The sequence below is a fragment of the Halomonas sp. McH1-25 genome (assembly GCF_022348165.1).
Classification (GTDB): Bacteria; Pseudomonadota; Gammaproteobacteria; order Pseudomonadales; family Halomonadaceae; genus Modicisalibacter.
The window spans coordinates 111,688-134,223 of sequence record NZ_JAKRFI010000002.1 but is presented as its reverse complement, the minus strand read 5'-3'; the positions used below and the strand labels follow the sequence as shown (position 1 = coordinate 134,223).

The 22,536-nt window shown below is 63.7% G+C and carries 22 protein-coding genes; 13 read left to right on the top strand and 9 right to left on the bottom strand.

Features of this window, described 5'->3' with window-relative positions; genetic code table 11:
• Positions 1-98 precede the first annotated feature (98 nt).
• The 3 genes from MHM84_RS07060 to MHM84_RS07050 all read left to right on the top strand — a co-directional run bounded on the left by MHM84_RS07060 (position 99) and on the right by MHM84_RS07050 (position 4,723).
• Complete coding sequence (locus MHM84_RS07060; protein ID WP_239264178.1) at positions 99-527, top strand: host attachment protein; 429 nt, start codon at positions 99-101, stop codon at positions 525-527.
• A 187-nt stretch (positions 528-714) separates the two neighbouring features.
• Complete coding sequence (locus tag MHM84_RS07055) at positions 715-2,580, top strand: methyl-accepting chemotaxis protein (protein ID WP_239264175.1); 1,866 nt, start codon at positions 715-717, stop codon at positions 2,578-2,580.
• 1 nt (position 2,581) lies between these two features.
• Entirely contained in the window at positions 2,582-4,723 is a 2,142-nt protein-coding gene (locus MHM84_RS07050; RefSeq protein WP_239264172.1) for a methyl-accepting chemotaxis protein, read from the top strand.
• A gap of 61 nt (positions 4,724-4,784) precedes the next feature.
• Here MHM84_RS07050 and MHM84_RS07045 read toward each other — a convergent pair whose 3' ends face one another.
• Positions 4,785-5,711 (bottom strand): LysR family transcriptional regulator, encoded by a 927-nt coding sequence (locus MHM84_RS07045; RefSeq protein ID WP_239264170.1) that lies wholly within the window; start codon positions 5,709-5,711, stop codon positions 4,785-4,787.
• A gap of 150 nt (positions 5,712-5,861) precedes the next feature.
• Here MHM84_RS07045 and MHM84_RS07040 point away from each other — a divergent pair, with 150 nt between their 5' ends.
• Positions 5,862-6,638: a ferredoxin--NADP reductase gene (locus MHM84_RS07040; protein ID WP_239264167.1), complete on the top strand. Its 777-nt coding sequence runs from the start codon at positions 5,862-5,864 to the stop codon at positions 6,636-6,638.
• An 86-nt stretch (positions 6,639-6,724) separates the two neighbouring features.
• Here MHM84_RS07040 and glnK read toward each other — a convergent pair whose 3' ends face one another.
• The 4 genes from glnK to MHM84_RS07020 all read right to left on the bottom strand — a co-directional run bounded on the left by glnK (position 6,725) and on the right by MHM84_RS07020 (position 9,003).
• Positions 6,725-7,063, bottom strand: coding sequence for a P-II family nitrogen regulator (gene glnK / locus MHM84_RS07035; protein WP_019019171.1), 339 nt, complete (start codon positions 7,061-7,063; stop codon positions 6,725-6,727).
• A 151-nt stretch (positions 7,064-7,214) separates the two neighbouring features.
• On the bottom strand, positions 7,215-8,468 hold the full coding sequence (locus MHM84_RS07030; protein WP_239265288.1) for an ammonium transporter: 1,254 nt from the start codon (positions 8,466-8,468) through the stop codon (positions 7,215-7,217).
• Between the two features lie 17 nt (positions 8,469-8,485).
• Complete coding sequence (locus MHM84_RS07025) at positions 8,486-8,824, bottom strand: P-II family nitrogen regulator (RefSeq protein ID WP_239264165.1); 339 nt, start codon at positions 8,822-8,824, stop codon at positions 8,486-8,488.
• Complete coding sequence (locus tag MHM84_RS07020) at positions 8,821-9,003, bottom strand: hypothetical protein (protein WP_239264162.1); 183 nt, start codon at positions 9,001-9,003, stop codon at positions 8,821-8,823. Before MHM84_RS07020 ends, MHM84_RS07025 begins: the two co-directional genes overlap by 4 nt.
• A gap of 69 nt (positions 9,004-9,072) precedes the next feature.
• Here MHM84_RS07020 and MHM84_RS07015 point away from each other — a divergent pair, with 69 nt between their 5' ends.
• The 4 genes from MHM84_RS07015 to MHM84_RS07000 all read left to right on the top strand — a co-directional run bounded on the left by MHM84_RS07015 (position 9,073) and on the right by MHM84_RS07000 (position 13,622).
• Complete coding sequence (locus MHM84_RS07015) at positions 9,073-9,465, top strand: accessory factor UbiK family protein (RefSeq protein ID WP_239264160.1); 393 nt, start codon at positions 9,073-9,075, stop codon at positions 9,463-9,465.
• A 115-nt stretch (positions 9,466-9,580) separates the two neighbouring features.
• Positions 9,581-11,116 (top strand): YifB family Mg chelatase-like AAA ATPase, encoded by a 1,536-nt coding sequence (locus tag MHM84_RS07010; RefSeq protein ID WP_239264158.1) that lies wholly within the window; start codon positions 9,581-9,583, stop codon positions 11,114-11,116.
• Positions 11,117-11,148: 32 nt separating this feature from the next.
• Positions 11,149-12,579, top strand: a complete 1,431-nt coding sequence (locus MHM84_RS07005; protein ID WP_239264156.1) for an amidase — start codon at positions 11,149-11,151, stop codon at positions 12,577-12,579.
• On the top strand, positions 12,579-13,622 hold the full coding sequence (locus MHM84_RS07000; protein WP_239264154.1) for a sodium:calcium antiporter: 1,044 nt from the start codon (positions 12,579-12,581) through the stop codon (positions 13,620-13,622). The genes MHM84_RS07005 and MHM84_RS07000 overlap by 1 nt, the downstream gene beginning before the upstream one ends.
• On the opposite strand, the gene MHM84_RS06995 is transcribed toward MHM84_RS07000, so the two are convergent.
• The 3 genes from MHM84_RS06995 to MHM84_RS06985 all read right to left on the bottom strand — a co-directional run bounded on the left by MHM84_RS06995 (position 13,623) and on the right by MHM84_RS06985 (position 16,293).
• Positions 13,623-14,729 carry an aminotransferase class I/II-fold pyridoxal phosphate-dependent enzyme gene (locus tag MHM84_RS06995; RefSeq protein WP_239264152.1) on the bottom strand — a complete coding sequence of 369 codons (1,107 nt, stop codon included), beginning with the start codon at positions 14,727-14,729 and terminating at the stop codon, positions 13,623-13,625. It abuts the gene before it with no gap.
• 77 nt (positions 14,730-14,806) lie between these two features.
• The gene (locus tag MHM84_RS06990; RefSeq protein ID WP_239264150.1) at positions 14,807-15,355 is read right to left on the bottom strand and encodes a hypothetical protein; all 549 of its coding nucleotides are present in this window, start codon (positions 15,353-15,355) and stop codon (positions 14,807-14,809) included.
• Positions 15,301-16,293, bottom strand: coding sequence for an alpha/beta hydrolase (locus MHM84_RS06985; protein ID WP_239264148.1), 993 nt, complete (start codon positions 16,291-16,293; stop codon positions 15,301-15,303). Before MHM84_RS06985 ends, MHM84_RS06990 begins: the two co-directional genes overlap by 55 nt.
• 219 nt (positions 16,294-16,512) lie before the next feature.
• Between MHM84_RS06985 and MHM84_RS06980 the strand changes: the two genes are divergently transcribed.
• Both MHM84_RS06980 and MHM84_RS06975 read left to right on the top strand, forming a co-directional pair.
• On the top strand, positions 16,513-18,702 hold the full coding sequence (locus MHM84_RS06980) for a malate synthase G (protein WP_239264146.1): 2,190 nt from the start codon (positions 16,513-16,515) through the stop codon (positions 18,700-18,702).
• A gap of 160 nt (positions 18,703-18,862) precedes the next feature.
• Positions 18,863-19,279 carry a PaaI family thioesterase gene (locus tag MHM84_RS06975; protein ID WP_239264144.1) on the top strand — a complete coding sequence of 139 codons (417 nt, stop codon included), beginning with the start codon at positions 18,863-18,865 and terminating at the stop codon, positions 19,277-19,279.
• Here the strand turns inward: MHM84_RS06975 and MHM84_RS06970 are convergent.
• Positions 19,252-19,671, bottom strand: coding sequence for a DUF423 domain-containing protein (locus MHM84_RS06970; protein WP_239264142.1), 420 nt, complete (start codon positions 19,669-19,671; stop codon positions 19,252-19,254). The two genes, MHM84_RS06975 and MHM84_RS06970, sit on opposite strands and share 28 nt — an antisense overlap.
• 166 nt (positions 19,672-19,837) lie before the next feature.
• Here MHM84_RS06970 and MHM84_RS06965 point away from each other — a divergent pair, with 166 nt between their 5' ends.
• The 3 genes from MHM84_RS06965 to MHM84_RS06955 all read left to right on the top strand — a co-directional run bounded on the left by MHM84_RS06965 (position 19,838) and on the right by MHM84_RS06955 (position 22,530).
• Positions 19,838-21,346 carry an alanine/glycine:cation symporter family protein gene (locus tag MHM84_RS06965; protein ID WP_239264139.1) on the top strand — a complete coding sequence of 503 codons (1,509 nt, stop codon included), beginning with the start codon at positions 19,838-19,840 and terminating at the stop codon, positions 21,344-21,346.
• 62 nt (positions 21,347-21,408) lie between these two features.
• The gene (thiS, locus tag MHM84_RS06960; RefSeq protein ID WP_239264136.1) at positions 21,409-21,609 is read left to right on the top strand and encodes a sulfur carrier protein ThiS; all 201 of its coding nucleotides are present in this window, start codon (positions 21,409-21,411) and stop codon (positions 21,607-21,609) included.
• A gap of 114 nt (positions 21,610-21,723) precedes the next feature.
• Positions 21,724-22,530 carry a thiazole synthase gene (locus MHM84_RS06955; RefSeq protein WP_239264134.1) on the top strand — a complete coding sequence of 269 codons (807 nt, stop codon included), beginning with the start codon at positions 21,724-21,726 and terminating at the stop codon, positions 22,528-22,530.
• Positions 22,531-22,536 lie beyond the last annotated feature (6 nt).

Below are 22,536 nucleotides of genomic sequence, written 5' to 3'. Positions count from 1 at the left end.
TGATGGCGAATGCATGTCGACCGAGGGCGCTGTGGCAAGACAGCATTGGAACGGAAGTTTACGCCGGAGGGCGTGACGATGATTGCAAAGGAGGTGTTATGAAGCGCTACATCATTGCCGCGGATGCCGCCCGGGCGCGGATCTTCACTCAGGAGAAGAACGGCGACGTTCAGGAAATCGATAGCCTGGTGCATGGAGAGAGCCGCGAGCATCCCGGCGACTTGCGCACCGGAGGTAGCGGCGGTGTAGACGACTCGGCTGGCCAGGGGATACGTCAGTCGGACAAGTCCGTCACCACCATGCAGAACGAGTCATTGGTCTTCGCCAAGGAAGTCGCCGAGTACATGCGCAAGGCACGTACCCAGAACCAGACGGACAGCTTCATCATATTCTCAGCCCCCAAATTTTTGGGAGACCTGCGTGAGAAGCTGGACAGTGTGACTCGTGGCATGATCGTCAAGACGGTGGACAAGGACGTATCCAAGGACTCGGAACACGAGATTGCCGATAAGCTGCGCAATCTTTGATTCCTTCCGGGCCGCAGTTCCTGCGGCCCGCTGTATTGCTTTCCTCTGCTTTTCCTGCCTCGGCCAATCGCAGCGTTATCGCATCCTTTCTTTGATTCAGAACAGCGAATGCAGTATTAGCCTAAAGTTTTCTTGACATTTGTCGATAGCATTCACCCTAAACTGTCGATGATCGAGAACGCTAAGCATGCTGTCTTCCCTGAAACGCCGCATCCAATTGGCCTGTGCAGGCATCATTGCGATTGCCATGGCGCTGGTCGCCGGGGTGGGTTACGTCACTATCCAATCGCATTACGAAGCTACCATCGAGAAGAACCTGACCACCGTGGCTACCAGTAGCGCCGCTACCATCGAGGAGTGGGTCGCTGCCCGACGCAGCATGATCGGTGCTGCGCGCAGCCACGTGATGGGCGACGATCCCGTTCCTGCGTTGGTGCAACTGGCCGAGTCGGGCGGCTTTCTCTCTACCTATATCGGCAAGCCCGACGGGAGCCTGATCACTTCCGATGGCTGGGTGCCGCCTGCCGACTATGATCCGCGCAAACGTGGCTGGTACCAACAAGCCGTCGAGCATGGTGAAACCGTCGTCGCCATGCCCTATGTGGATGGCAACTCGGGTCAGGTCGTTCTGCCGTTTTCGACGCCTGTCGAGAAGAATGGAAAACTGCTGGGCGTGATTGGCGGCGATGTGGTTATCGATGCCATCGTCAAGGACGTCGCCGCCATTCAGCCGACGCCGTCGAGCTTCGCGTTCCTGAGCACCGATGGCGACACCCTCATTGCCCATCCCGATCCCGAGCTGACCCTGGAGTCGCTGACGCAACTGAGCCCGGCGCTAAGCGAGACATTGATCTCCGCGCTACGCAACGATGGTGGTTGGCGGAGTATCGACATCAATGACCAAGCCACACGTCTGGCCGTGACGCCCATTGCCGGCACCGATTGGGAGCTGGGTGTTGCGCTCGATGAAAGCGAAGCGCTGGCCGGACTCCACGCCATCATCAAGTCCTCGCTGATCACGCTGGTCCTGGTTACCCTGATCGCTTCGGTGCTGTTGGGGTTGTGGCTCAAGCGTGCCTTCGGCGGCCTGGAGCGGGTACGCGATGCGCTGGAGAACATCGCCAGCGGCAGTGGCGACCTGACCCGTCGGCTGTCGGCCAGCGGGCGCGACGAGGTGGCGCAGATCGCCGATGCCTTCAATCGTTTCGTCGACAAGATGGAGCGCGTGTTGATCGCCATTCGCGACAGTAGCGAGTCGGTCAGCGTGGCCTCCAGCGAGATCGCCCAGGGCAGCCAGGACCTGTCGTCGCGCACCGAGACCACGGCCTCCAACCTGCAGGAGACCTCGGCCTCGATGGAGCAACTGACCAGCACCGTCGAGCATACCGCCGACTCGGCGCGCCAGGCCAACCAGTTGTCGCTGTCGGCTTCGGAAGTCGCCTCGCGTGGCGGCGAGGTGGTATCGCAGGTGGTGCACACCATGGGCGACATCGACGCCTCGTCGCGCCAGATCGCCGAGATCGTCTCGGTGATGGACGGCATCGCCTTCCAGACCAACCTGCTGGCGCTCAACGCCTCGGTGGAAGCCGCGCGTGCCGGCGAGCAGGGTCGCGGCTTCGCGGTGGTCGCCGGCGAGGTGCGCCAGTTGGCCAGCCGCAGTGCCGATGCCGCGCGCCAGATCAAGGAACTGATCGATACGTCCACCGCCAAGACCCGCGCCGGTGCCGAGCTGGTACGCGCCGCGGGCGAGACCATGGACGAGATCGTCGCCAGCGTGGCGCGGGTCACCGAGGTGCTCGGCGAGATCGGCGCCGCCACCAGGGAGCAAAGCCAGGGCATCGGCCAGGTCAACCAGGCGGTGGCCGAGCTGGATCGCATGACCCAGCAGAACGCCGCGTTGGTCGAGGAGTCGGCGGCCGCTGCCGATCAACTCCAGGAACAGGCGCTGCGCCTGACCCAGGTCGTCGGGGCGTTCACGCTGTCACGCACGGTCGAACGCTCGCCAAGCCCGCTGCTGGCGTCGCCACGCCAGGCAGCCCTGCAGGAGGAATAAGATGCATTTCAAGTCCTTGCGCACTTTCGTTACCACATTGGTCGGCGCCTGTATCCTGGCCGTCGTTGTCGCGCTGGTCGTTTATTCACTGATCGCCAATTCACGCTCGCAGGCGTTGGTGGAAAGCCAGACCAAGGAATTGCTCGAGCGCAACATCGAGGCCCGCCTCACCGCGGTCGCCTCGGCGCAGGCCGAGCGCATCCAGGGACAGATGGAACACGCCCTGACGCTGGCCGAGAACCTTGCCGAGACCAATGCCATGTTCGGCCTGCTTGACGACGAAGATCGTGCGCAACTGACCTTGAGCCGCCGTGAACTGTCTTATCGAGTGCGCCAGACCGTGGTCGCCAACCCCGAACTGCTGGATGCCTTCATCGGCTGGGAGCCCGACGCGTTCGGGAGCGATGCGTTCTATGCCGGCCGCGAGGGGCTCGGTTACGGCGATGATGGTCGTTTCATGCCCTGGTGGTATCGCACCGAGAGCGGCGACGTGGAAGTGTTGCCGCTGGGCGAGACCATGGAAAGCGAGACCCGGCAGCCCAGCGGTGTGCGTGAGGGTGAGTACTACCTGTGTCCGCGCGAGACGCTTGCGCCCTGTATCATCGATCCGGCGCCCTACGACTATAACGGCGAGACGTTGATGGTCACCTCCTTCAACGTGCCGGTCATCGTCGATGGCGAGTTCCGGGGCAGCGCCGGTGTCGATCTGTCCGTCGACTTCATCCAGGCCATGCTTGGCGAGGCCAACCAAGCTCTCTACGACGGGGCTGGCGAGATGGCCCTTATCGCCTCGCGGGGTGGCGTGACGTCCTATACCGGGGACGAAGCGTTGCTCGGCAAGCCCATGGGCGAGGCGTTCGATGCCGCCCTGCAGGCGCGCATCGCCGAGGCGCAGAGTGGCGAGATGGTACGGCATGTCGATAGTGAAACGGGCATGATCGAACTCTACTGGCCGTTCACCATCGGCGATGTCGGCACGCCCTGGGTGCTGATGATCCGTCTGCCCGAAAGTGCCGTCATGGCCGGTCTACATGGTTTGCAGGCGCAGATGCAGGATCAGCGTGAGACCGATGCGCTGGGCATGACCCTGATGGGGCTACTGATTGCCGGCCTGGGATTGGTCGCCGCCTGGCTGGTGGGTGGCAGCATCGCGCGTCCGCTGCGCCAACTGGCCGAGCGCATGCGTGACATTGCCAGCGGCAACGGTGACCTGACCCAGCGCCTGCCGGTGCGTGGGCGCAACGAGAGCGCCGAGCTGGCCGTGCAGTTCAATGCCTTTGCCGACAAGATGAACGACGTGCTGCTCGACGTGCGCAGCAGCAGCGAGTCGGTCAGCGTGGCGGCGGGCGAGATCACCCAGGGCAGCCAGGACCTGTCGTCGCGTACCGAGACGGCGGCCTCCAACCTGCAGGAGACCTCGGCCTCGATGGAACAGCTGACCAGCACCGTCGAGCATACCGCCGAGTCGACGCGTCAGGCCAACCAACTGTCGCAGTCGGCTTCGGAAGTCGCCTCGCGCGGCGGCGAGGTGGTGTCGCAGGTGGTAAATACCATGGACGACATCGACGCCTCGTCACGCCAGATCGCCGAGATCGTCACGCTGATGGACGGCATTGCCTTCCAGACCAACCTGCTGGCACTCAACGCCTCGGTGGAAGCCGCGCGTGCCGGCGAGCAGGGCCGCGGTTTCGCGGTGGTCGCCGGTGAGGTACGCCAGCTGGCCAGCCGTAGCGCCGATGCCGCGCGCCAGATCAAGGAACTGATCGATACGTCCTCGGCCAAGACCCGCGCCGGCGCCGAACTGGTGCGGCGGGCCGGCGAAACCATGGACGAGATCGTCGCCAGCGTGGCGCGGGTCTCCGACGTGCTAGGCGAGATCAGTGCCGCCACCAAGGAACAGAGCCAGGGCATCGGCCAGGTCAACCAGGCCGTCGCCGAGCTGGATCGCATGACCCAGCAGAACGCCGCGCTGGTCGAGGAGTCCACGGCGGCTGCCGACCGGCTCGAGGAGCAGGCGGTGAGACTGACTCAGGTCGTCGGTGCGTTCACCTTGGCGCCCCGGAATGGGCGACATACCGATATGGTGTTGCCTGTACCGGCCCAGCCTTCAGCGACGCGGGCACTTAGCCGCGATGATGCCTGACGGCTGAGCCTTACCTCAACGGCCCGGAATTCCGGGCCGTTTTCTTTGGTACGTCTGCCCTCTAGGGAACGTAAGGCAGTTCGATCTCGTCACTGCGCCGGACACCTTCGGTCATCTGCTGACATAGCCGCACGAACTCGCGCATGCCGGTGGCCAGATATTTATGACGGTGCCAGATGAAACTGAACTGGCGACGCAGGTCGAGCTGCGGGGTGGAAACCGGCACCAGGCTGCCGCGCCGAAAGGCGTCACGCAGCGCCAGGCGCGAAACGCAACCGATGCCCAGCCCCGACTCGACGGCGCGCTTGATGCCTTCGGTGTGCTCCAGCTCGAGCAGGATGTTGAAGCGGCCACGCCGATGGCGCATGGCGTGTTCCAGGGTCAGCCGCGTACCCGAGCCCTGCTCGCGCATGATCCACGATTCGCGCAACAGCTGATCGAGGCCCACGTCGCCGGTTTGCGCCAACGGATGGCGAGGTGAGCAGAACACAGTGAGCTCGTCCTCGACCCAAGGCTGCATCACCACATCCTCGTGCTGGCAATCGCCCTCGATCAGACCCAGGTCAAGCTCGTGCTGGACGATATGTTCGATAATCGAGGCGGTGTTGCGTACATGCAGACGCACCCGGCTGCCGGGATGACGCTGCATGAAATCGCTGATCAGCAGGGTTGCCAGATAATTGCCGATGGTGAGTGTGGCACCCACGTCCAGCGAGCCGATGCCGCGCTGGCCGCGCAGCAGTTCCTCGATCTCTTCGGCGCGGTCGAGCAGGGCGACCGCCTTGGGCAGCAGCTGAAAGCCCAGCGCATTGAGCTTGAGCCGTTTGCCGATGCGGTCGAGCAACTGGCAATCGAACTGGCGCTCCAGCTCCGCCAGGGCGGTACTCGTCGCCGACTGGGACAAGGCCAGGGCGCGTGCGGCGTGAGACACGCTCTCGTGCTGGGCAACGGCAACGAACACTTCGAGCTGGCGCAGGCTGTAGCGCATGATAGGGTTCCGGAAAGGCTCGTATATCAGGATTGCAGATAAGCCATATCCAGACAATCCATTTAACAGATAAACACCATCATCTTAGAATAGTTGTATCGGCACGGTGCGCTGCCTTATGCATTTTGGGAATGGTTACAGGAGATCGTCATGAGCAAGTTTGCCCTGGAAGAGGTCCTCAGCGTTCATCACTGGAACGATACGCTCTTTAGCTTCCGCACGACACGCGAGCGTAGCCTGCGCTTCAAGAACGGCCAGTTCGTGATGATCGGCCTGGAAGTCGAAGGCAAGCCACTAGTGCGCGCTTATTCGGTGGCCAGCCCCAACTACGAGGATCACCTCGAGTTTTTCAGCATCAAGGTTCCCGATGGCCCACTGACTTCACGTCTGCAACATCTCAAGGTCGGTGACCAGATCATGGTCAGCCGCAAGCCCACCGGCACGCTGGTGACCGACGATCTGCTGCCCGGACGCAACCTGTACATGCTGTCCACCGGCACCGGCCTGGCACCGTTCATGAGCCTGATCCAGGATCCCGAGGTCTACGAGCGCTTCGAGAAGGTCGTGCTGATCCACGGCGTGCGTAACGTCAGCGAGCTGGCCTACGCCGACTTCATCAGCAAGGAACTGCCGGCCCACGAATATCTCGGTGAGGAAATCAGCGAGAAGCTGGTTTACTACCCGACCGTGACCCGCGAAGAGTTCCACACCATGGGCCGCCTGACCGACCACATTCGCAGTGGCAAGCTGTTCGAGGACACCGGGCTGCCGGCGCTCGATCCCAAGCAGGACCGCGCCATGATCTGTGGCAGCCCGGCGATGCTCGACGAGACCAGCGCGATGCTCGACGATTTCGGCTTCAAGATCTCGCCGCGCATGGGCGAGCCGGGAGACTACGTGATCGAGCGCGCCTTCGTCGAGAAGTAATAGGACGCTCGACTACGTTTGAGTGGAATGGAAAAACCCACGGCCTGTGCCGTGGGTTTTTCGTGAGCGGAGCAGCGGACTCTATCTTAGACCGCGTCCTTGCCGGTTTCGCCGGTACGGATGCGGATGACCTGCTCGAGCGGCGAGATGAAGATCTTGCCATCGCCGATCTTGCCGGTATTGGCGACCTGGGTGATAGCCTCGATGACCTGATCGGTCAGCGCGTCGTCCACGGCGACTTCGAGCTTTACCTTGGGCAGAAAGTCGACGACGTACTCGGCACCCCGGTACAACTCGGTATGACCTTTCTGCCGGCCGAAGCCCTTCACTTCCGTGACGGTGATACCCTGCACACCGATGTCGGAAAGAGATTCACGGACATCGTCGAGCTTGAATGGTTTGATGATAGCGGTCACCAGTTTCATCGTTCTTCCCTCGCAGCCTGTTATCTGATGCGACCCGCGGCGGTCGCCGGTTCACGTATGTTGCCCTAAAGCATACACCCGCTGGACCAAGGAATAAAAAAGCCCCCGAAGGGGGCCAAGGGAGCACGCCAGCTCATTCGTTGCGTCGGCCTTACTTGTTGCCGCCGACGGTAAACTCTGGATAGGCCTCCAGACCGCACTCGGCCAGGTCGACCCCTTCGTATTCTTCCTCTTCGCTGACCCGCACGCCCATGATCGCCTTGATGATCAGCCATACGATCAGGCTGGCGATGAAGACCCAGGCGAAGATACCGACGATACCGATCAACTGAGCGCCGAAGCTGGCATCGCCGTTAGTGAAGGGCACCACCATCACGCCCCAGATACCGGCCACACCGTGGGCGGAGATGGCGCCGACCGGATCGTCGATCTTGAGCTTGTCCAGCGAGACGATGGAGACCACCACGAGCAGGCCGCCGATGGCACCGATAATCGTCGCGCCCAGGCCGGTTGGGGAGAGCGGATCGGCGGTGATCGACACCAGGCCGGCAATCGCACCGTTCAGCGCCATGGTCAGATCGGCCTTGCGGAACCAGATCTTGGCCAGGATCAGCGCGGCAATGACGCCACCGGCGGCGGCGGCATTGGTGTTGAGCAGCACCTGGGCCATGTTGTTGGCGGAGGCGACATCGGACACCTTCAGCTCGGAACCGCCGTTGAAACCGAACCAGCCCATCCACAGGATGAACGTGCCCAGCGTGGCCAGCGGCATGTTGGCACCGGGGATCGCGTAGATGGCGCCGTTCTTGCCGTACTTGCCCTTGCGCGGACCGAGGATCAGTACGCCGGCCAGCGCGGCAGCGGCACCGGCAAGGTGGACGATGCCGGAGCCGGCATAGTCGGAATAGCCGACTTCTGACAGCCAGCCGCCACCCCAGGTCCAGAAGCCTTCCACCGGATAGATGAAGCCGGTCATGATCACCGCGAAGGCCAGGAAGGCCCACAGCTTCATGCGCTCGGCCACGGAACCGGAGACGATGGACATGGCGGTGGCCACGAACACGACCTGGAAGAAGAAGTCGGCGCGGGCGGAGTAGTAGGGCGCATCTTCGCTGCCGTTGAGTACGGCGTCGACGCTGTTCTCGCTACCGATCAGGAAGCCGAGGTTGGGTAGGATGCCGCCGGCATCGCTGGAATACATGATGTAATAGCCGACCAGCAGGTACATCGTACAGGCAATCGCAAACAGTACGATGTTCTTGGTCAGGATTTCTGCCGTGTTCTTCGAGCGTACCAAACCTGCTTCCAGCATCGCGAAGCCGGCGGCCATCCACATGACCAGCACGCCACAGATGAGGAAGTAGAAAGTATCGAGCGCGTAGTTGAGCTCTGTCATCGTTATAATCTCCTAAGTCCAGCGCCTTAAACGGCGTCGGGCCCACGTTCGCCGGTGCGTATGCGGATCACATCTTCCAGGGGCGTGACGAATACCTTGCCGTCACCGATCTTGCCGCTGTTGGCGGATCGGGTGATGGCATCCAATACACCCTCGACGCGCTCATCGTCGACCGCGATCTCGATCTTGACCTTGGGCAGAAAGTCCACGACGTATTCCGCGCCGCGATAGAGTTCGGTGTGCCCCTTTTGCCGACCGAAGCCTTTCACTTCGGTGACGGTGATGCCCTGTACGCCGTTGTCGGCCAGGGCTTCACGGACATCGTCCAGCTTGAATGGCTTTATTATGGCGGTGATGAGTTTCATCCCTTGTCTCCGTTGTCGGACTGCGCCCTACTAAACTGGCGAATGCCATGCCATGCTGGGAAATCTTTTTTATTATCAAATAGATAATTTCTAATTAAAAAGTGAGCGAACAAAATCGGGGCAATCGGGTCCGCCAGGGCGCACCATGTTGGTGCTGCCGCTTTTGTGCTTTGCGCCATGATTGCGCATGCGCCATTCGGCGTCCTTGCGTATGCTTGAGGGCAGTTCACAGGAAAGGAGCCTATTCGATGGCAAGCAACGACCGGTTCAGTCGCCTGGCCCAGCAGATCGGCGAGCGGCTTCAGGAAGCGTCCCATGCGCCCGAAGAGATCCAGCGCAGCGTGCAGAGCGTCATGCGCGGCGCCTTCGATCGTATGGAACTGGTATCTCGCGAAGATTTCGATATTCTCATGGACGTACTGCAGCGCACCCGATCGCGCGTCGAGGCCCTGGAACGCCAAGTGGCAGCCCTGGAAGCCGCTATCGACGAGAAATCGTCGGCTCCCGCATCGCCCGCCGTGGTCACGGCCGATACCGTTGCGCCGCCAGCCGAGGATGCGGGCGCTGGCGAGACGAGCCAGACCGGCGATCTCGCCAGCAAACGGACCGATCTGGGCACCGATGGCGGCAAGACGCCGTAAAATTTCGGCCGGGCGCGCCCAAACTCGGTGCATGTACCGAATCCATTCATTCAAGGCTCCACGCTAATCCGCCTGACGGAAGAGCGGAAATGGAGCCCGCTGACGAGGGGGTGCCATGGCGTTAGCCATCATTGCGACCCGGGCGGGATTGGGACTGGAAGCTCCGGAAGTATTGGTCGAGGTCCACCTGTCCAATGGCCTGCCGGGGTTGACCCTGGTCGGCCTGCCCGAAACCGCGGTCCGCGAAAGTCGCGAACGGGTGCGTAGTGCCCTGCTCAATGCCGGCTTCGAGTTCCCCAATACCCGACGCATCACCGTCAACCTCGCTCCCGCCGATTTGCCCAAGGAGGGCGGCCGCTTCGATCTGCCCATCGCGTTGGGCATCCTGGTCGCCTCCGAGCAGATTCCGGCCACCGCCCTGGAGGGACTCGAGTGCCTGGGCGAGCTGGCCCTGGACGGCCGGCTGCGCCCGATCAACGGCGCATTGCCGGTGGCGCTGGCCGCCAAGGTCGCCGGACGGCGCCTGTTGCTGCCCGCGGCCAACGCCGACGAAGCCGCCTTGGCCGGCGAACTGGCGGTGTTCCCGGCCGAGCATCTTTCCCAAGTCGTTGCCCATTTGCTGGGCCAGGATCGTCTCGCCGAACACCGCCTGCATCAGCCGGCCTTGCCGGAGCGTACGGTACACGATCTGGCCGATGTGCGTGGCCAGCATCAGGCGCGTCGCGCCCTCGAGGTTGCTGCGGCGGGTGGTCATAACCTGCTCTTCGCCGGCCCACCGGGGACCGGCAAGACCATGTTGGCCAGTCGCCTGCCGGGCATCTTGCCGCCGTTGTCCCATGACGAGGCGTTGGAGGTCGCGGCGATTCGCTCGGTATGTGGTATGGGCCTGCTAGAGCGCTGGGGCGAACGGCCCTTTCGCTCGCCTCACCATACCGCCAGTGGCGTCGCTCTGGTGGGAGGCGGTTCGAAGCCGAGGCCCGGCGAGATTTCACTGGCACACCACGGGGTGCTGTTTCTCGACGAGCTGCCGCAGTTCGACCGAGGCGTCCTCGAGGTGATGCGCGAACCCCTGGAATCCGGTCAGATTCACATCGCCCGTGCCAGTCATCAGCGCTGTTTTCCTGCCCGTTTCCAGCTCGTTGCCGCCATGAATCCGTGCCCTTGCGGGCATCTCGGCGATCCTCGCCAGTCTTGTGTATGTACACCCGCCCAGGTACAGCGCTACCAGGCGAAACTGTCCGGTCCTTTACTGGATCGCATCGATCTGCAGGTCGAGGTGCCTGCATTGCCGCCCGAGCAGCTGACCTCGCCAGCGCTCGGCGAGAGTTCGGCCGCGGTGCGCGAGCGGGTGCTGGCCGCCCGTGAGCGCCAGCAAGCGCGGGGTTCGCTCAATGCCCGCCTGCCGGGACGCGAGCTGGAGGCTGCCTGCGCACTGACGAGCGAAGAGCGCGCCTGGCTGGCCGATGTACTGTCTCGTCTGAAACTGTCGGCACGCGCCTATCATCGGGTATTGCGTGTGGCATTGACGCTGGCCGATCTGGCTGGCGAGTCGCGCCCGACGCGCCCGCAACTGATGGAAGCCATCGGCTATCGCCAGCTCGACCGGTTACGTGGAGGGAACGAAACACCGCAGGCCGTTGCCGGTCGATAAGAGGACAGCAACAAAGAGTGCAGGGAGGCACGATGGAAAACAGCAATTCCCGGATTGCCGCGATGGATGCCGCCGCCCTGATCGAGGCTTATGCAGCCGGGCGGCTCTCACCGGTGGAAGTCATCGAGGATACGCTGGCCAGGATCGACCGCGAAAATCCGGCCATCAACGCGTTCTGTCATGTCGATCATGAAGGGGCTCTGACGGCGGCGCGCGAAGCCGAGACTCGTTGGCGTGCCGGCAAGCCGCTGGGGCCGGTCGACGGTCTGCCCGTGACCATGAAGGATCTGACACGTGTGCGCGGCATGCCGGCGCGCGAGGGTACGTTGATTTCCGACCCCGCGCCCTGCCAGGAAGATGGCCCTCCGGCGCGCATGATGCGCGAGGCCGGGGCCATCATACTGGGCAAGACCACGACCCCCGAGTTCGGCTGGAAGGGCGTCACCGACAGCCCACTCACCGGTGTGACCTACAACCCCTGGGATACGCGACTGACCCCGGGCGGCTCGTCGGGAGGCGCTGCCGCCGCCTGTGCGCTCAATCTGGGGGTATTGCACCAGGGCGGCGACTCGGGTGGCTCCATCCGGATCCCGGCCTCGTTTACCGGCACCTTCGGCTTCAAGCCGACCTTCGGGCTGGTACCGCAGTGGCCGCCCTGTTCCTTGCCCTCGATGTCGCACCTGGGACCGATCACCCGCACCGTCGACGATGCGATCCGCATGCTCAACGTGGTGGGGCGTTACGACTCCCGCGACAGCTACGCCGTCGCTGCTGCGCCGGACGATTGGGGCGAGGGGGTCCAGGCGCCGTTGGCGGGGATGCGCATCGGCTTGATCACCCGGGCGGAGCGGGTCGCTGTCGATCCTCAGGTCACCCTAGCCACCGAGCGTGCTGCCAGGCAGCTCGAGGCGCTCGGTGCCGAGGTCGTACCCGACGACCTGGACCTGCACGAGGCGGGCGAGGCCTTCAAGATTCTGTGGTACTCCACCAGTTGGCGCTTGTGCAGCCAGATGACCGAGGGTGAACGTCGCCAGATCAGCGAGGGGCTGATGAAGAATGCCTGGCGCGGCGAATCCTTTAGTGCCAATGACGTGCATGCCGCCCAAGAGGCGCGCGCCATGTTGACGGCGCGTTTCGAGGCGAGTTTCCGCAATCGTTTCGATCTGTTTCTGATGCCCAGCGTCGCTGTGCTGCCGTTCACGGCAGGCCAGGAAGTGCCGGAAGGACGGGGCATGAGCGATTGGATGGATTGGACCCCATTCACCTATCCATTCAATCTGACCCGGCAACCGGCAGCCTCGGTGCCGTGCGGATTCAGCGAGGAAGGCCTGCCTATCGGCTGCCAACTGGTCGGGGCGCGGTTCAACGACCGTGCCGTGCTTCGCGCCAGCCGCGCCTTCATGCAGGCAGTGCCGCCACGCTTTCCTGTCCGCTCATTCGCTAACGGCAAGAGAAACGCCTAATGCCCGAATTTCTTTCTGATATGTCTTTGACGTTTGCCATTGGCCTGTTCGCTTTCTGCACCCTGGTGATTGGCATCGTCGGCACACGCCTGACACGCACGGTCGATGAGCTGGCCGATCGTACAGGGCTGGGCGAAGCCATTGCTGGCGCGGTTCTGTTGGGCATGGTCACCTCACTCTCGGGCATTATGGTGTCGGTTAGCGCTGCGTGGGGGGGACGCCCAGAACTGGCCATGAGCAATGCCTTGGGGGGAATCGCTGCACAGACGCTGTTTCTCACCGCAGCCGATGTGGCGCACCGGCGTGCGAATCTGGAGCATGCCGCGGCGTCTATCGGCAATATCATGCAGGGCACGCTACTGCTGTGCTTGTTGACGCTGTTGTTGATAGGGCGCTTCTCGCCGGAAATCACCATCTGGCATGTGCATCCCATCACGCCCTTGCTGTTTATCGCTTACCTGTACGGTTTGCGAATCGTTAGCAAGGCCCAGTCGGATCCCATGTGGAATCCGGCACGTACTCGGGAAACGCTGATCGATGAACCCGACGAGGCCAACCAGCAGCGATCCCTGCCCGGCATGATCGTGGCGTTTTTGCTCATGGGGTTAGGGATCGGCATTGCCGGTTGGCTACTCGAGCGGAGTGCCACGGTCATCGCCGAGGAGACCGGCATCAGCCAGGCAGCGGTCGGCGTTCTGCTGACCTCGGTGGCGACCTCGTTGCCTGAATTGGTGACCACCGTAGCCGCGGTTCGGCGTGGGGCGTTGACCTTGGCGGTGGCAGGCATCATTGGGGGTAATGCCTTCGACACATTGTTCGCGGCCGTGGCCGACGTCGCTTATCGCGAGGGTTCCATATACCACGCCATCCCCGATGCCGTATCGCTCTGGGTAGCCCTGTCCCTGCTGATGACCGGTGTTCTGCTGGCCGGCCTGATCCGGCGTGAAGAGCAAGGACCAGGACGTATCGGTTTCGAGAGTGTGACGATCATCGCCTGCTATATCGCGGGCGTTGCGATGTTGGTGCTAGGCGGAGAAGGATGATCACTGGGTGCGTAGGACCTTTTCCAGTACCGTCAGCCGGCCGGGGCGCAGGGCGTCTTCCACGGCACTGATGCGCAGCACGTGGCCCAAGGCCGGGTGCGGCGGGCGGTGGATAAGACTCCCGGCCTCGAGCAGTTCACGATGCACCCGGGCCGCCATGTCGGCCTCGGGCAGGCGGATGGCGACGAAGTTGGTGTCGCTGACGGGCACGTCGGCGCCCAACTCGCGCAGCCAGCCGGCCAGGCGCTCGCGACGTGCAATCACGGCATCGACGTGTTCACGCGTCTCGGCGGGGTGATCCAGCACCGTCTCGGCGGCAGCCAGCGTCAGCGACGACACTGCATAGTGAATCCTTACCTTGTGCATGATCTCGATGGCCTCGGGCTCGGCAATCGCATAGCCGATGCGCAGGCCGGCCAGGCCGTGGGCCTTGGAGAGCGTGCGCAGGCGAATCACGCCGGGCCAGGCGACGCCAGCGGATAGCGCATCGGCATCGGGACGAAAGTCGTGGTAGGCCTCGTCGAGCAGTAACGTGCATTCTGCGGGCAACGCCGCGCGTAGCCCGGCAATGGCGGCATCGTCGTACAGGTGGCCGCTCGGGTTGTCGGGGTTGGCCAGGTAGACCAACTGCGCCGAGTGGGCATTCGCTGCCTCGGCCAGTGCCTTCAGATCGGGGGCCAACAGTCCCGACTCGTCGCGGTAGGCGACCTCGTGCAGCGTGCAGCCCTGGCCCACGGCGAAATAGCCGAACGTCGGGTAGGTGCCGGCGCTCGCCACGACAGGGGAGCCGGCTTCGCAGGTGGCGCGCAGCGCCAGGGCGATCAGGCTGTCGGCGCCGGCATCGACCAGCAATGCCTCCAGTGGTGTGCCAAGGGCCGCTGATAGCCGCTGGCGTACGCCCATCGCTTCGGCATCGCCATAGCCCCGGGCCAGCTCGCTCACGGCATTGCCGAAGCGCGCCGACAGGGCGCGGTGAGGCATGTCCAGCCCTTCGTTGGAGCCCAGCTGGTGCGGAATGGCGTACCCCAGGCGGCGTTCCAGGACCTTGATGCCCGGAAAGGGGTTATGCGGGCCGTCGCGGTAGATGTGGCGAGCGTAGCGGGGCATGGCGGTTCTCGCGATTTAGCGGATGAACGGCCATTGTGGCCGCTGGGCCGGGACATGCAAAGCCCGGGCGAGCCACGCTACAGGGCACTGGCATCCAGCGCGCCGCTGATGATCTGGGTCCAGTGCGGTGCCGCATCGTCCGGTCGGCGCAGGGCCAGTTCCAGGCGATAGGGCAGCAGCTCGCGGTCGGATAGGGTCAGGGCCGGTCCTTCGGCCAGCAGGCGACTTTCCAGAAGCCACTGATTTTCCGGCAGCGTGGTGTCGGCCATCGTCGGTGTCCAGTCGAGTACCTGGGGGCCATCCTTGCGGGCGAGCAGGGCGCGGGTCAGGGTTTCGCGAAAGCGCTCGGTATCGACACCCAGCTCGGTGTCGATCTCGGGCAGCGTCAGCAACAGCACGACCTCATCGGCGGGGACCGACCAGTTGGGCTGGGTGACGGCCGCGGCGGCGGCACGTTCGCCCAGTCCATAGAGCGCCTGACGCTGGGTCTGCGGGCGCTCCGGCTGGCCGGCGCAACCCGCCAGGAGCAGGACGAGCAGCAGGTAACGGGGCAAGTCACTCAGACGATGCATCATAGGGTGGCCGACGATGAGGATGCGGGAGAAGGCGTAGGTCCACTGGCGCATGTCATGTCTTCCAGAAAGGCATCGAGTTCCTCGAACAGCAGGTCGCGGATCGGCTCCGCCTCATTGACCAGATGGTGTCGCGCTTCCGGGTGGCGATGGATGCGCGCCCGAGGAAACTTGCTGGCAAGTACTTCCAGGTTCCACTGCCAGTCCACGGTCAGGTCCTGTTCACCCTGCAGGATCAGCACCGGCAACTCGCTCGACGGCAGCGCCAGCATGTGCGCCATCCAGCGGCGCATGGCGGCGACCCAGGTCAGCGTCAGGCGGTCGGGCTGCAGTGGGTCGTGATCGCGCAGGAAAGTGGCGAAATCGTCGTCGGTGGAGTTGGCGCGATACTTGCGGGGAATCGAGCGGATGAACGGGCTGGCCAGGCGATGCAACCAGTTCGATTGCGGCCAGCCCCACGGCCTGACCAGCGGCGCCAGCAGCACCAGTGCCTGCCAGGGCGAGGCCGAACCGCGGCCGAGCGCATCGGTGGCGAGAATCGCCGCCCCGGTGCTCTGACCGACCCCGATCCACGGTCGGGGTGCCATGTCGCGGTCTGCCAAGTGATTCTGCAGCGCTTGCAGGCAGGCGCCGTACTCCTCGAAATCGTCGATGGTGGCACGCTCGCCGCTGGACAGGCCATGTCCGGGCAGGTCCCACAGCACGACTCGCCAGCCTTGGCCGAGCAGGCGTTCCAGCAGGTGACGGTAAAGCCCCAGATGATCGAAGTAGCCATGCACCACGAAGGCGGTGCCGCGCGGTGTCTCCGGCGACCATACCTGGGCCCAGAGGCGGTATCGTTCGGCATCGATGAAACCCGCGTACAGGCCCACGTCTTCCTTGAGCAGCGGGGCCAGACGGTAGTGATCGAGGTAATCCACCAGGGCGGAGGCCTGGGATTCGCCCACCCGGGCCAGCGGCCCAAGTGCTTGCAACGGTGCGAAATCGGTCATCGCGTTCTCCCTGTACCTCTCCATGCTAGCCCGCTTTACTGACGAACACGACACCCCGAGCATCAACGGCTTTCTTAGTCATTGGTCGAGCGGTACACAATTTTCTCTCTGTTTGGTTATTATATGGAAGAGATTTCCATAAACGTGGCAACCACAACGAATCGTCTAGCAGGGGAAGGATCGTATCGCTAGACGGCAGCGCAGTAGGAGAGGATTTCCATGACTCAACGCATCTCTCGCCATCGTCTCCAGGTGGCCGCCGAGCTCGACCGCTTTCTCAACGAGGAAGCCCTGCCCGGGACCGGCGTGGACGCCGATGCCTTCTGGTCCGGGCTCGACGCCCTGATCCACGATCTCGCGCCCACCAACCGCGAATTGCTCGCCGAGCGCGAGCGTCTGCAGGGTGAACTCGATGCCTGGCACAAGGCCCATCCGGGACCGGTACGCGACCTGGCCGGCTACCGCGAGTTTCTCAAGCGGATCGGTTATCTGGTCGAGGCGCCGGCCAAGGTCGAGACGACCACTCGCAACGTCGATCCCGAAATCGCCGTGCAGGCCGGGCCGCAGCTGGTGGTACCGGTCAGCAATGCCCGCTACGCCCTGAATGCCGCCAATGCGCGCTGGGGTAGCCTGTACGATGCCCTGTACGGCACCGATGTCATCAGCGAGGACGACGGCGCCGAGAAGAGTGGCGGCTACAATCCCAAGCGCGGCGCCAAGGTCATTGCCTATGCGCGCGGCGTACTCGATCAGGCCGCGCCGCTGGCCGAAGGCTCGCACAAGGATGCCGTCAGCTACACGCTGCGCGACGGCAAGCTGATCGTCGGCCTCGAAGGTGGCAAGGAAACCGGCCTCAAGGACCCGGCCCAGCTGGTCGGCTTCCAGGGCGATGCCGCCCAGCCGCAGGCGGTGCTGTTGGCCAATCACGGCCTGCATCTCGAAGTGCAGTTCGACGCCGCCCACCCGATCGGCAAGACCGACCCGGCAGGCGTCAAGGACGTGCTGGTGGAGGCGGCGATCACCACCATCATGGATTGCGAGGATTCGGTAGCCGCCGTGGATGCCGAGGACAAGGTCCACGTCTACCGTAACTGGCTGGGCCTGATGCAGGGCGATCTCGAGGAAGAGGTCAGCAAGAACGGCAAGTCGTTCATGCGCCGTCTCCACGACGACCGCACCTACACCACGCCCGATGGCGACACGCGCACCTTGCCGGGCCGCTCGCTGATGTTCGTGCGCAACGTCGGCCATCTGATGACCACCCCGGCGATCCTCGACGGTAACGGTAACGAGATCCCCGAGGGCATGCTCGACGGCATCGTCACCAGCCTGATCTCCATGCACGACCTCAACAAGGGCGGAGCGACCGGCACCCAGAAGACCAACAGCCGCAGCGGGTCGATCTACATCGTCAAGCCCAAGATGCACGGGCCCAGGGAAGTCGCCTTCGCCAATACGCTGTTCGGGCGTATCGAGGACGTGCTGGGGCTGGAGCGCGATACGCTGAAGATGGGCATCATGGACGAGGAGCGGCGCACCACCGTCAACCTCAAGGCCTGCATCAACGAGGCGACCTCGCGCGTGGTGTTCATCAACACCGGTTTCCTCGATCGCACCGGCGACGAGATGCACACCGCGATGGAAGCCGGCCCGATGCTGCGCAAGGGCGACATGAAGGGCGCCAAGTGGATCGCCGCCTACGAGAAGAACAACGTCCAGGCCGGCCTGGCCTGCGGCCTGCGCGGCCGCGCCCAGATCGGCAAGGGCATGTGGGCGATGCCCGACCTGATGGCAGCCATGCTCGAGCAGAAGATCGGCCATCCCAAGGCCGGCGCCAATACCGCCTGGGTGCCGTCGCCGACTGCAGCGGTGCTGCACGCATTGCATTACCATCAGCTCGATGTCGCGGCACTGCAGCAGGAGATGGAGCGCCAGGGCGAAGCCGATCTGCTCGACGACCTGCTCACCGTACCGGTGGTCGAGCGAGCCGAGTGGTCGGCCGACGACATCCAGCAGGAACTCGACAACAACTGTCAGGGCATCCTCGGCTACGTGGTGCGCTGGGTCGAGCAGGGGGTGGGGGCGTCCAAGGTGCCCGACATCCACGATGTGGGCCTGATGGAGGACCGCGCCACGCTGCGTATCTCTAGCCAGCACATCGCCAACTGGCTGTATCATGGCGTGGTCAGCGAGGCGCAGGTGCGCGAGACGCTGGAGCGCATGGCCGGCGTGGTCGACAAGCAGAACGAGGGCGACGCCAACTATGTGCCGATGACCTCGCACTTGAGCGAGTCGACGGCTTTCCAGGCCGCCTCGGACCTGATCTTCAAGGGTCGCGAGCAGCCTTCCGGCTACACCGAGCCGCTGCTGCACCACTGGCGCGCGGTGCACAAGGCGAAGACCGCCTGATAACGACACGCTGAATAAGGCGTATCAGCAGAATGCCCCGCTCCGGCGGGGCATTTTTTGTGAACCGAAGCCGGCCAATGGCTGTGCGACGCGTGACGCTTACGCTATCGTTACTCACGAGCCCGCACCCACCCGTTCGTCGCGCAGGGAGAAGCATCGCATGACCGTCATGACCGCCGCCGCCATCGAGGAGTTTCTCGATGAGGTCTTTCCCTATCGACAGGGAACCATCGAGGGAATCGATGCGATGCGGGCCACCATGAGCCTGGCCATCGAGGACGAGCATCTGCGCCCCGGTGCCTGCGTATCGGGGCCGAGCATGATGGGCCTGGCCGATGTCTGCCTGTATGTGGCGATCCTGGCCGAAGTCGGCCCCGAGGCGATGGCGGTGACCACCGACTTCAATTGCCATTTTCTGCGCCGCGCCCGCGGCGACCGCGACCTGATCGCCAACGCCCGCATCGTCAAGCTGGGGCGTCGCCTGGTGGTCGGCGAGGTGGAGCTGTTTTCGGCCGGCGACGACGAGCCGGTGGCCATCGTCACCGCCACCTACGCTCTGCCGGATCGGGACGATTGACTCGCCCGGTCAGTCGGCGCCTTGGCCCGCCATGCGGTGATCGCCAGCATCAGCCAGCCGGCCATCAGCAGCAACCCGCCCAGCGGCGTGATCATGCCGAGACCGCGTGTGCCGGCCAGCGCCAGCAGGTAGAGCGACCCCGAGAACAGCACGATGCCCGCCCCCCACAGCCCCAGCACGAGCGACTGCCCCTTTAGCGGCATTTGCTGACGCCAGATGAGTACGCCGAGAATCGCCAGGGTATGCCACGCCTGGTAGCGCACGCCCGTCTCGAACGCTTCGAGCAGCGATGCCGAAATGCGGCCTTCCAGGCCGTGAGCGCCGAAGGCGCCGGCCATGACCATGACCAGGCCGCTCAGGGCCGCGGCGACCCAGGCTGAACGATGTCGCATCAACTTGTCTCCCGACTGCTACGCTGACCCATGGTCAGATAAAAGTTCGATTCGCACGCTGGCATTTCGTCAGGCGTGTCGCGCCGCTATCATGCCTGCCCCAGCGGCAATGATGCACCATCTAGGTGCAAGCCCGGCCCAATGACGATGATAGGAGACTCAAGTCATGGAATCCCTTGCCTCGCTGTTCGCCCCGCTGCGCGACGGCATGTACGCGGTGATGACGCCCCTCAGCGATTTTATCTGGAGTTATATTCTCGTCTACCTGCTGCTGGGGGCCGGCCTGCTGTTCACGATCCTGACTCGAGGCATGCAGTTTCGTCTGTTCGGGCATATGGCACGGGTGACGTTCACGGCTCGCGGCGCCGGTGAAGGCGTCAGCGGTTTCCAGGCCTTTGCCACCTCACTGGCGGCCCGCGTGGGTACCGGTAACCTGGCCGGGGTGGCCATTGCCCTGTGGGTCGGTGGCCCGGGCGCGATCTTCTGGATGTGGATGACGGCGCTGGTGGGCTTTGCCACGGCCTTCGTCGAGTCGACCCTGGCCCAGGTCTACAAGCACCGCCACGAGGACGGGGTGTTTCGCGGCGGTCCGGCCTATTACATCGAACGCGCGCTGGGCTGGCGCTGGCTGGGTGCGCTGTTCGCCATCTTTCTGCTCATCGCCTATGGTCTGGCCTTCAATGCCGCCCAGTCCAACACTATCGCCCAAGGGATGAATGGCGCCTTCGGCATTCCCAATTGGCTAAGTGGCGTAGCGCTGGTCGGGGTGGTTGCCCTGGTCATCTACGGTGGCCTGAAGTCCGTGGCGCGCACAGCCGAGAAGATCGTCCCGATCATGGCCGTCGCGTATCTGCTGGTGGCGCTATGGGTCCTGTTCATGAATCTTGCCGAAGTGCCCGATATGCTGGCGCTGATCGTCAAGAGTGCATTCGGCTTCGGTCCGGCCGTGGGCGGTGCCGTGGGCTATTCGATCAAGGTGGCGATGGAAAACGGCATCAAGCGCGGCCTGTTCTCCAATGAGGCCGGCATGGGCTCGGCGCCCAACGCGGCTGCGCAGGCGACGGTCAAGCACCCCGCCGCCCAGGGGCTGGTACAGTCCTTCGGGGTATTCATCGACACACTGATCATTTGTACCTGCACTGCAGTGGTGATCCTGTTGTCCGGCGTCTACGAACGGCTGTTGAGTACGTCGGCCGGCGATTCGATCGAGGGGATCAAGCTGACCCAGGACGCGATGGTCGACCATCTCGGCAGTTTCGGCGAAATATTCATTGCCATCGCCATCCTGCTGTTCGCCTTTACCTCGATCATCGCCAACTTCTCGTTCTCGGCGGTCAATATCGAGTATCTGTTCCGAAGTCACGCACGCAAGGCCGTACAAGCCCTGCGCCTGGCCGTGCTGGCGATGGTCATGATCGGCGCGCTGGCCAATCTCGAATTCGTGTGGCGCTTCGCCGACCTGTCCATGGGCCTGATGGCGACCACCAACCTGTTTGCCATTCTTTTGCTGGCTCCGGTGGCTTTGCGCGTGCTCAGAGACTATGAAAATCAGCGGCGTGACGGGGTCGGCGAGCCGGTGTTCGATCCCCAGGTACTCAAGCGCCCGGAGCTGGTCGATGCCGATGTCTGGCCACCGAAGGAGACCGACACGGCGTCCTCGAAGGATGTCCGCTGAGGTATTTGGCGTTAAACTATGGACCCGTCGTGTGACGGGGCTTCCCGAACGATGAGGCTGCTATGCAGATTCAGCTAAACGGCGATCCTCGCGCTTTCGAAGACGAACCGACGATCAGCGAGCTCATCGCTTCCCTGGGCCTGACCGGCCGACGCATCGCCGTCGAGGTCAACGAAGAGATCGTACCGCGCAGTCAGCACGCCGAGACCCGCCTGGCCGATGGCGATCGTGTGGAGATCGTGCATGCCATCGGTGGCGGCTAGGCGCGATGTGCTGACCGCTGTAACCCAATCATGCTGTGTCGCGCCGCTCCGGCCGTCCCTGACTGCAGGGCGACAGGTCCGGCGCGACCGTTAGCGCCTTTCTGGAGACGCCTCATGTCTGAACGTATGGACATCCCCGCCGACCAGCCCTGGCTCGTTGCCGGACGCGAGTTCACTTCGCGCCTGTTGGTCGGCACCGGCAAGTACAGAGACCTGGACGAGACCGCTGCGGCCATCGATGCCAGCGGCGCCGAGATCGTGACCTTTGCGGTGCGGCGCACCAACCTCGGCCAGAATGCCGACGAGCCCAACCTGCTAGATGCCGTCTCGCCCGAACGCTACACCCTGCTGCCCAACACCGCGGGCTGCTACACCGCCAAGGATGCGGTGCGCACCTGCAAGCTGGCCCGCGAATTGCTGGATGGCCACAACCTGGTCAAACTCGAGGTGCTGGGTGACGACAACACGCTCTACCCCAACGTGGTCGAGACCCTCAAGGCCGCCGAAGAGTTGGTCCGCGACGGCTTCGACGTGATGGTTTATACCAGCGACGATCCGATCGTCGCCAAGGAACTCGAGAAGATCGGCTGTAGCGCAGTCATGCCGTTGGGCTCGTTGATCGGCTCCGGCCACGGCCTGCTCAATCCGGCCAATCTGGCGCTCATCCTGGAGCATGCCAATGTGCCGGTGCTCGTCGATGCCGGGATCGGCACGGCGTCCGACGCTGCCCTGGCCATGGAAATGGGCTGTGCCGGCGTGCTCATGAATTCGGCCATCGCCCACGCCCGTCAGCCGGTGCTGATGGCCAGCGCCATGCGCAAGGCAATCGAGGCCGGACGCGAGGCCTTCCTCGCCGAGCGCATGCCGCGGCGTCAACGTGCCGAGGCCTCGTCGCCGATGGCCGGACGCATCAACCGCTGATCCCCG

What these genes read in the sequence shown, in the direction of transcription:
- MHM84_RS07050 (WP_239264172.1), top strand. Translation starts at nt 2,582, where the DNA reads ATGCATTTCAAGTCCTTGCGCACTTTCGTTACCACATTGGTCGGCGCC.
- MHM84_RS06975 (WP_239264144.1), top strand. Translation starts at nt 18,863, where the DNA reads ATGACCGTCATGACCGCCGCCGCCATCGAGGAGTTTCTCGATGAGGTC.
- glnK (WP_019019171.1), bottom strand. Translation starts at nt 7,063, where the DNA reads ATGAAACTGGTGACCGCTATCATCAAACCATTCAAGCTCGACGATGTC.
- MHM84_RS06965 (WP_239264139.1), top strand. Translation starts at nt 19,838, where the DNA reads ATGGAATCCCTTGCCTCGCTGTTCGCCCCGCTGCGCGACGGCATGTAC.
- thiS (WP_239264136.1), top strand. Translation starts at nt 21,409, where the DNA reads ATGCAGATTCAGCTAAACGGCGATCCTCGCGCTTTCGAAGACGAACCG.
- MHM84_RS07015 (WP_239264160.1), top strand. Translation starts at nt 9,073, where the DNA reads ATGGCAAGCAACGACCGGTTCAGTCGCCTGGCCCAGCAGATCGGCGAG.
- MHM84_RS07005 (WP_239264156.1), top strand. Translation starts at nt 11,149, where the DNA reads ATGGAAAACAGCAATTCCCGGATTGCCGCGATGGATGCCGCCGCCCTG.
- MHM84_RS06985 (WP_239264148.1), bottom strand. Translation starts at nt 16,293, where the DNA reads ATGACCGATTTCGCACCGTTGCAAGCACTTGGGCCGCTGGCCCGGGTG.
- MHM84_RS06990 (WP_239264150.1), bottom strand. Translation starts at nt 15,355, where the DNA reads ATGCGCCAGTGGACCTACGCCTTCTCCCGCATCCTCATCGTCGGCCAC.
- MHM84_RS06995 (WP_239264152.1), bottom strand. Translation starts at nt 14,729, where the DNA reads ATGCCCCGCTACGCTCGCCACATCTACCGCGACGGCCCGCATAACCCC.
- MHM84_RS07040 (WP_239264167.1), top strand. Translation starts at nt 5,862, where the DNA reads ATGAGCAAGTTTGCCCTGGAAGAGGTCCTCAGCGTTCATCACTGGAAC.
- MHM84_RS06980 (WP_239264146.1), top strand. Translation starts at nt 16,513, where the DNA reads ATGACTCAACGCATCTCTCGCCATCGTCTCCAGGTGGCCGCCGAGCTC.
- MHM84_RS07025 (WP_239264165.1), bottom strand. Translation starts at nt 8,824, where the DNA reads ATGAAACTCATCACCGCCATAATAAAGCCATTCAAGCTGGACGATGTC.
- MHM84_RS07000 (WP_239264154.1), top strand. Translation starts at nt 12,579, where the DNA reads ATGCCCGAATTTCTTTCTGATATGTCTTTGACGTTTGCCATTGGCCTG.
- MHM84_RS07055 (WP_239264175.1), top strand. Translation starts at nt 715, where the DNA reads ATGCTGTCTTCCCTGAAACGCCGCATCCAATTGGCCTGTGCAGGCATC.
- MHM84_RS06970 (WP_239264142.1), bottom strand. Translation starts at nt 19,671, where the DNA reads ATGCGACATCGTTCAGCCTGGGTCGCCGCGGCCCTGAGCGGCCTGGTC.
- MHM84_RS07060 (WP_239264178.1), top strand. Translation starts at nt 99, where the DNA reads ATGAAGCGCTACATCATTGCCGCGGATGCCGCCCGGGCGCGGATCTTC.
- MHM84_RS07020 (WP_239264162.1), bottom strand. Translation starts at nt 9,003, where the DNA reads ATGGCGCAAAGCACAAAAGCGGCAGCACCAACATGGTGCGCCCTGGCG.
- MHM84_RS07010 (WP_239264158.1), top strand. Translation starts at nt 9,581, where the DNA reads ATGGCGTTAGCCATCATTGCGACCCGGGCGGGATTGGGACTGGAAGCT.
- MHM84_RS06955 (WP_239264134.1), top strand. Translation starts at nt 21,724, where the DNA reads ATGTCTGAACGTATGGACATCCCCGCCGACCAGCCCTGGCTCGTTGCC.
- MHM84_RS07045 (WP_239264170.1), bottom strand. Translation starts at nt 5,711, where the DNA reads ATGCGCTACAGCCTGCGCCAGCTCGAAGTGTTCGTTGCCGTTGCCCAG.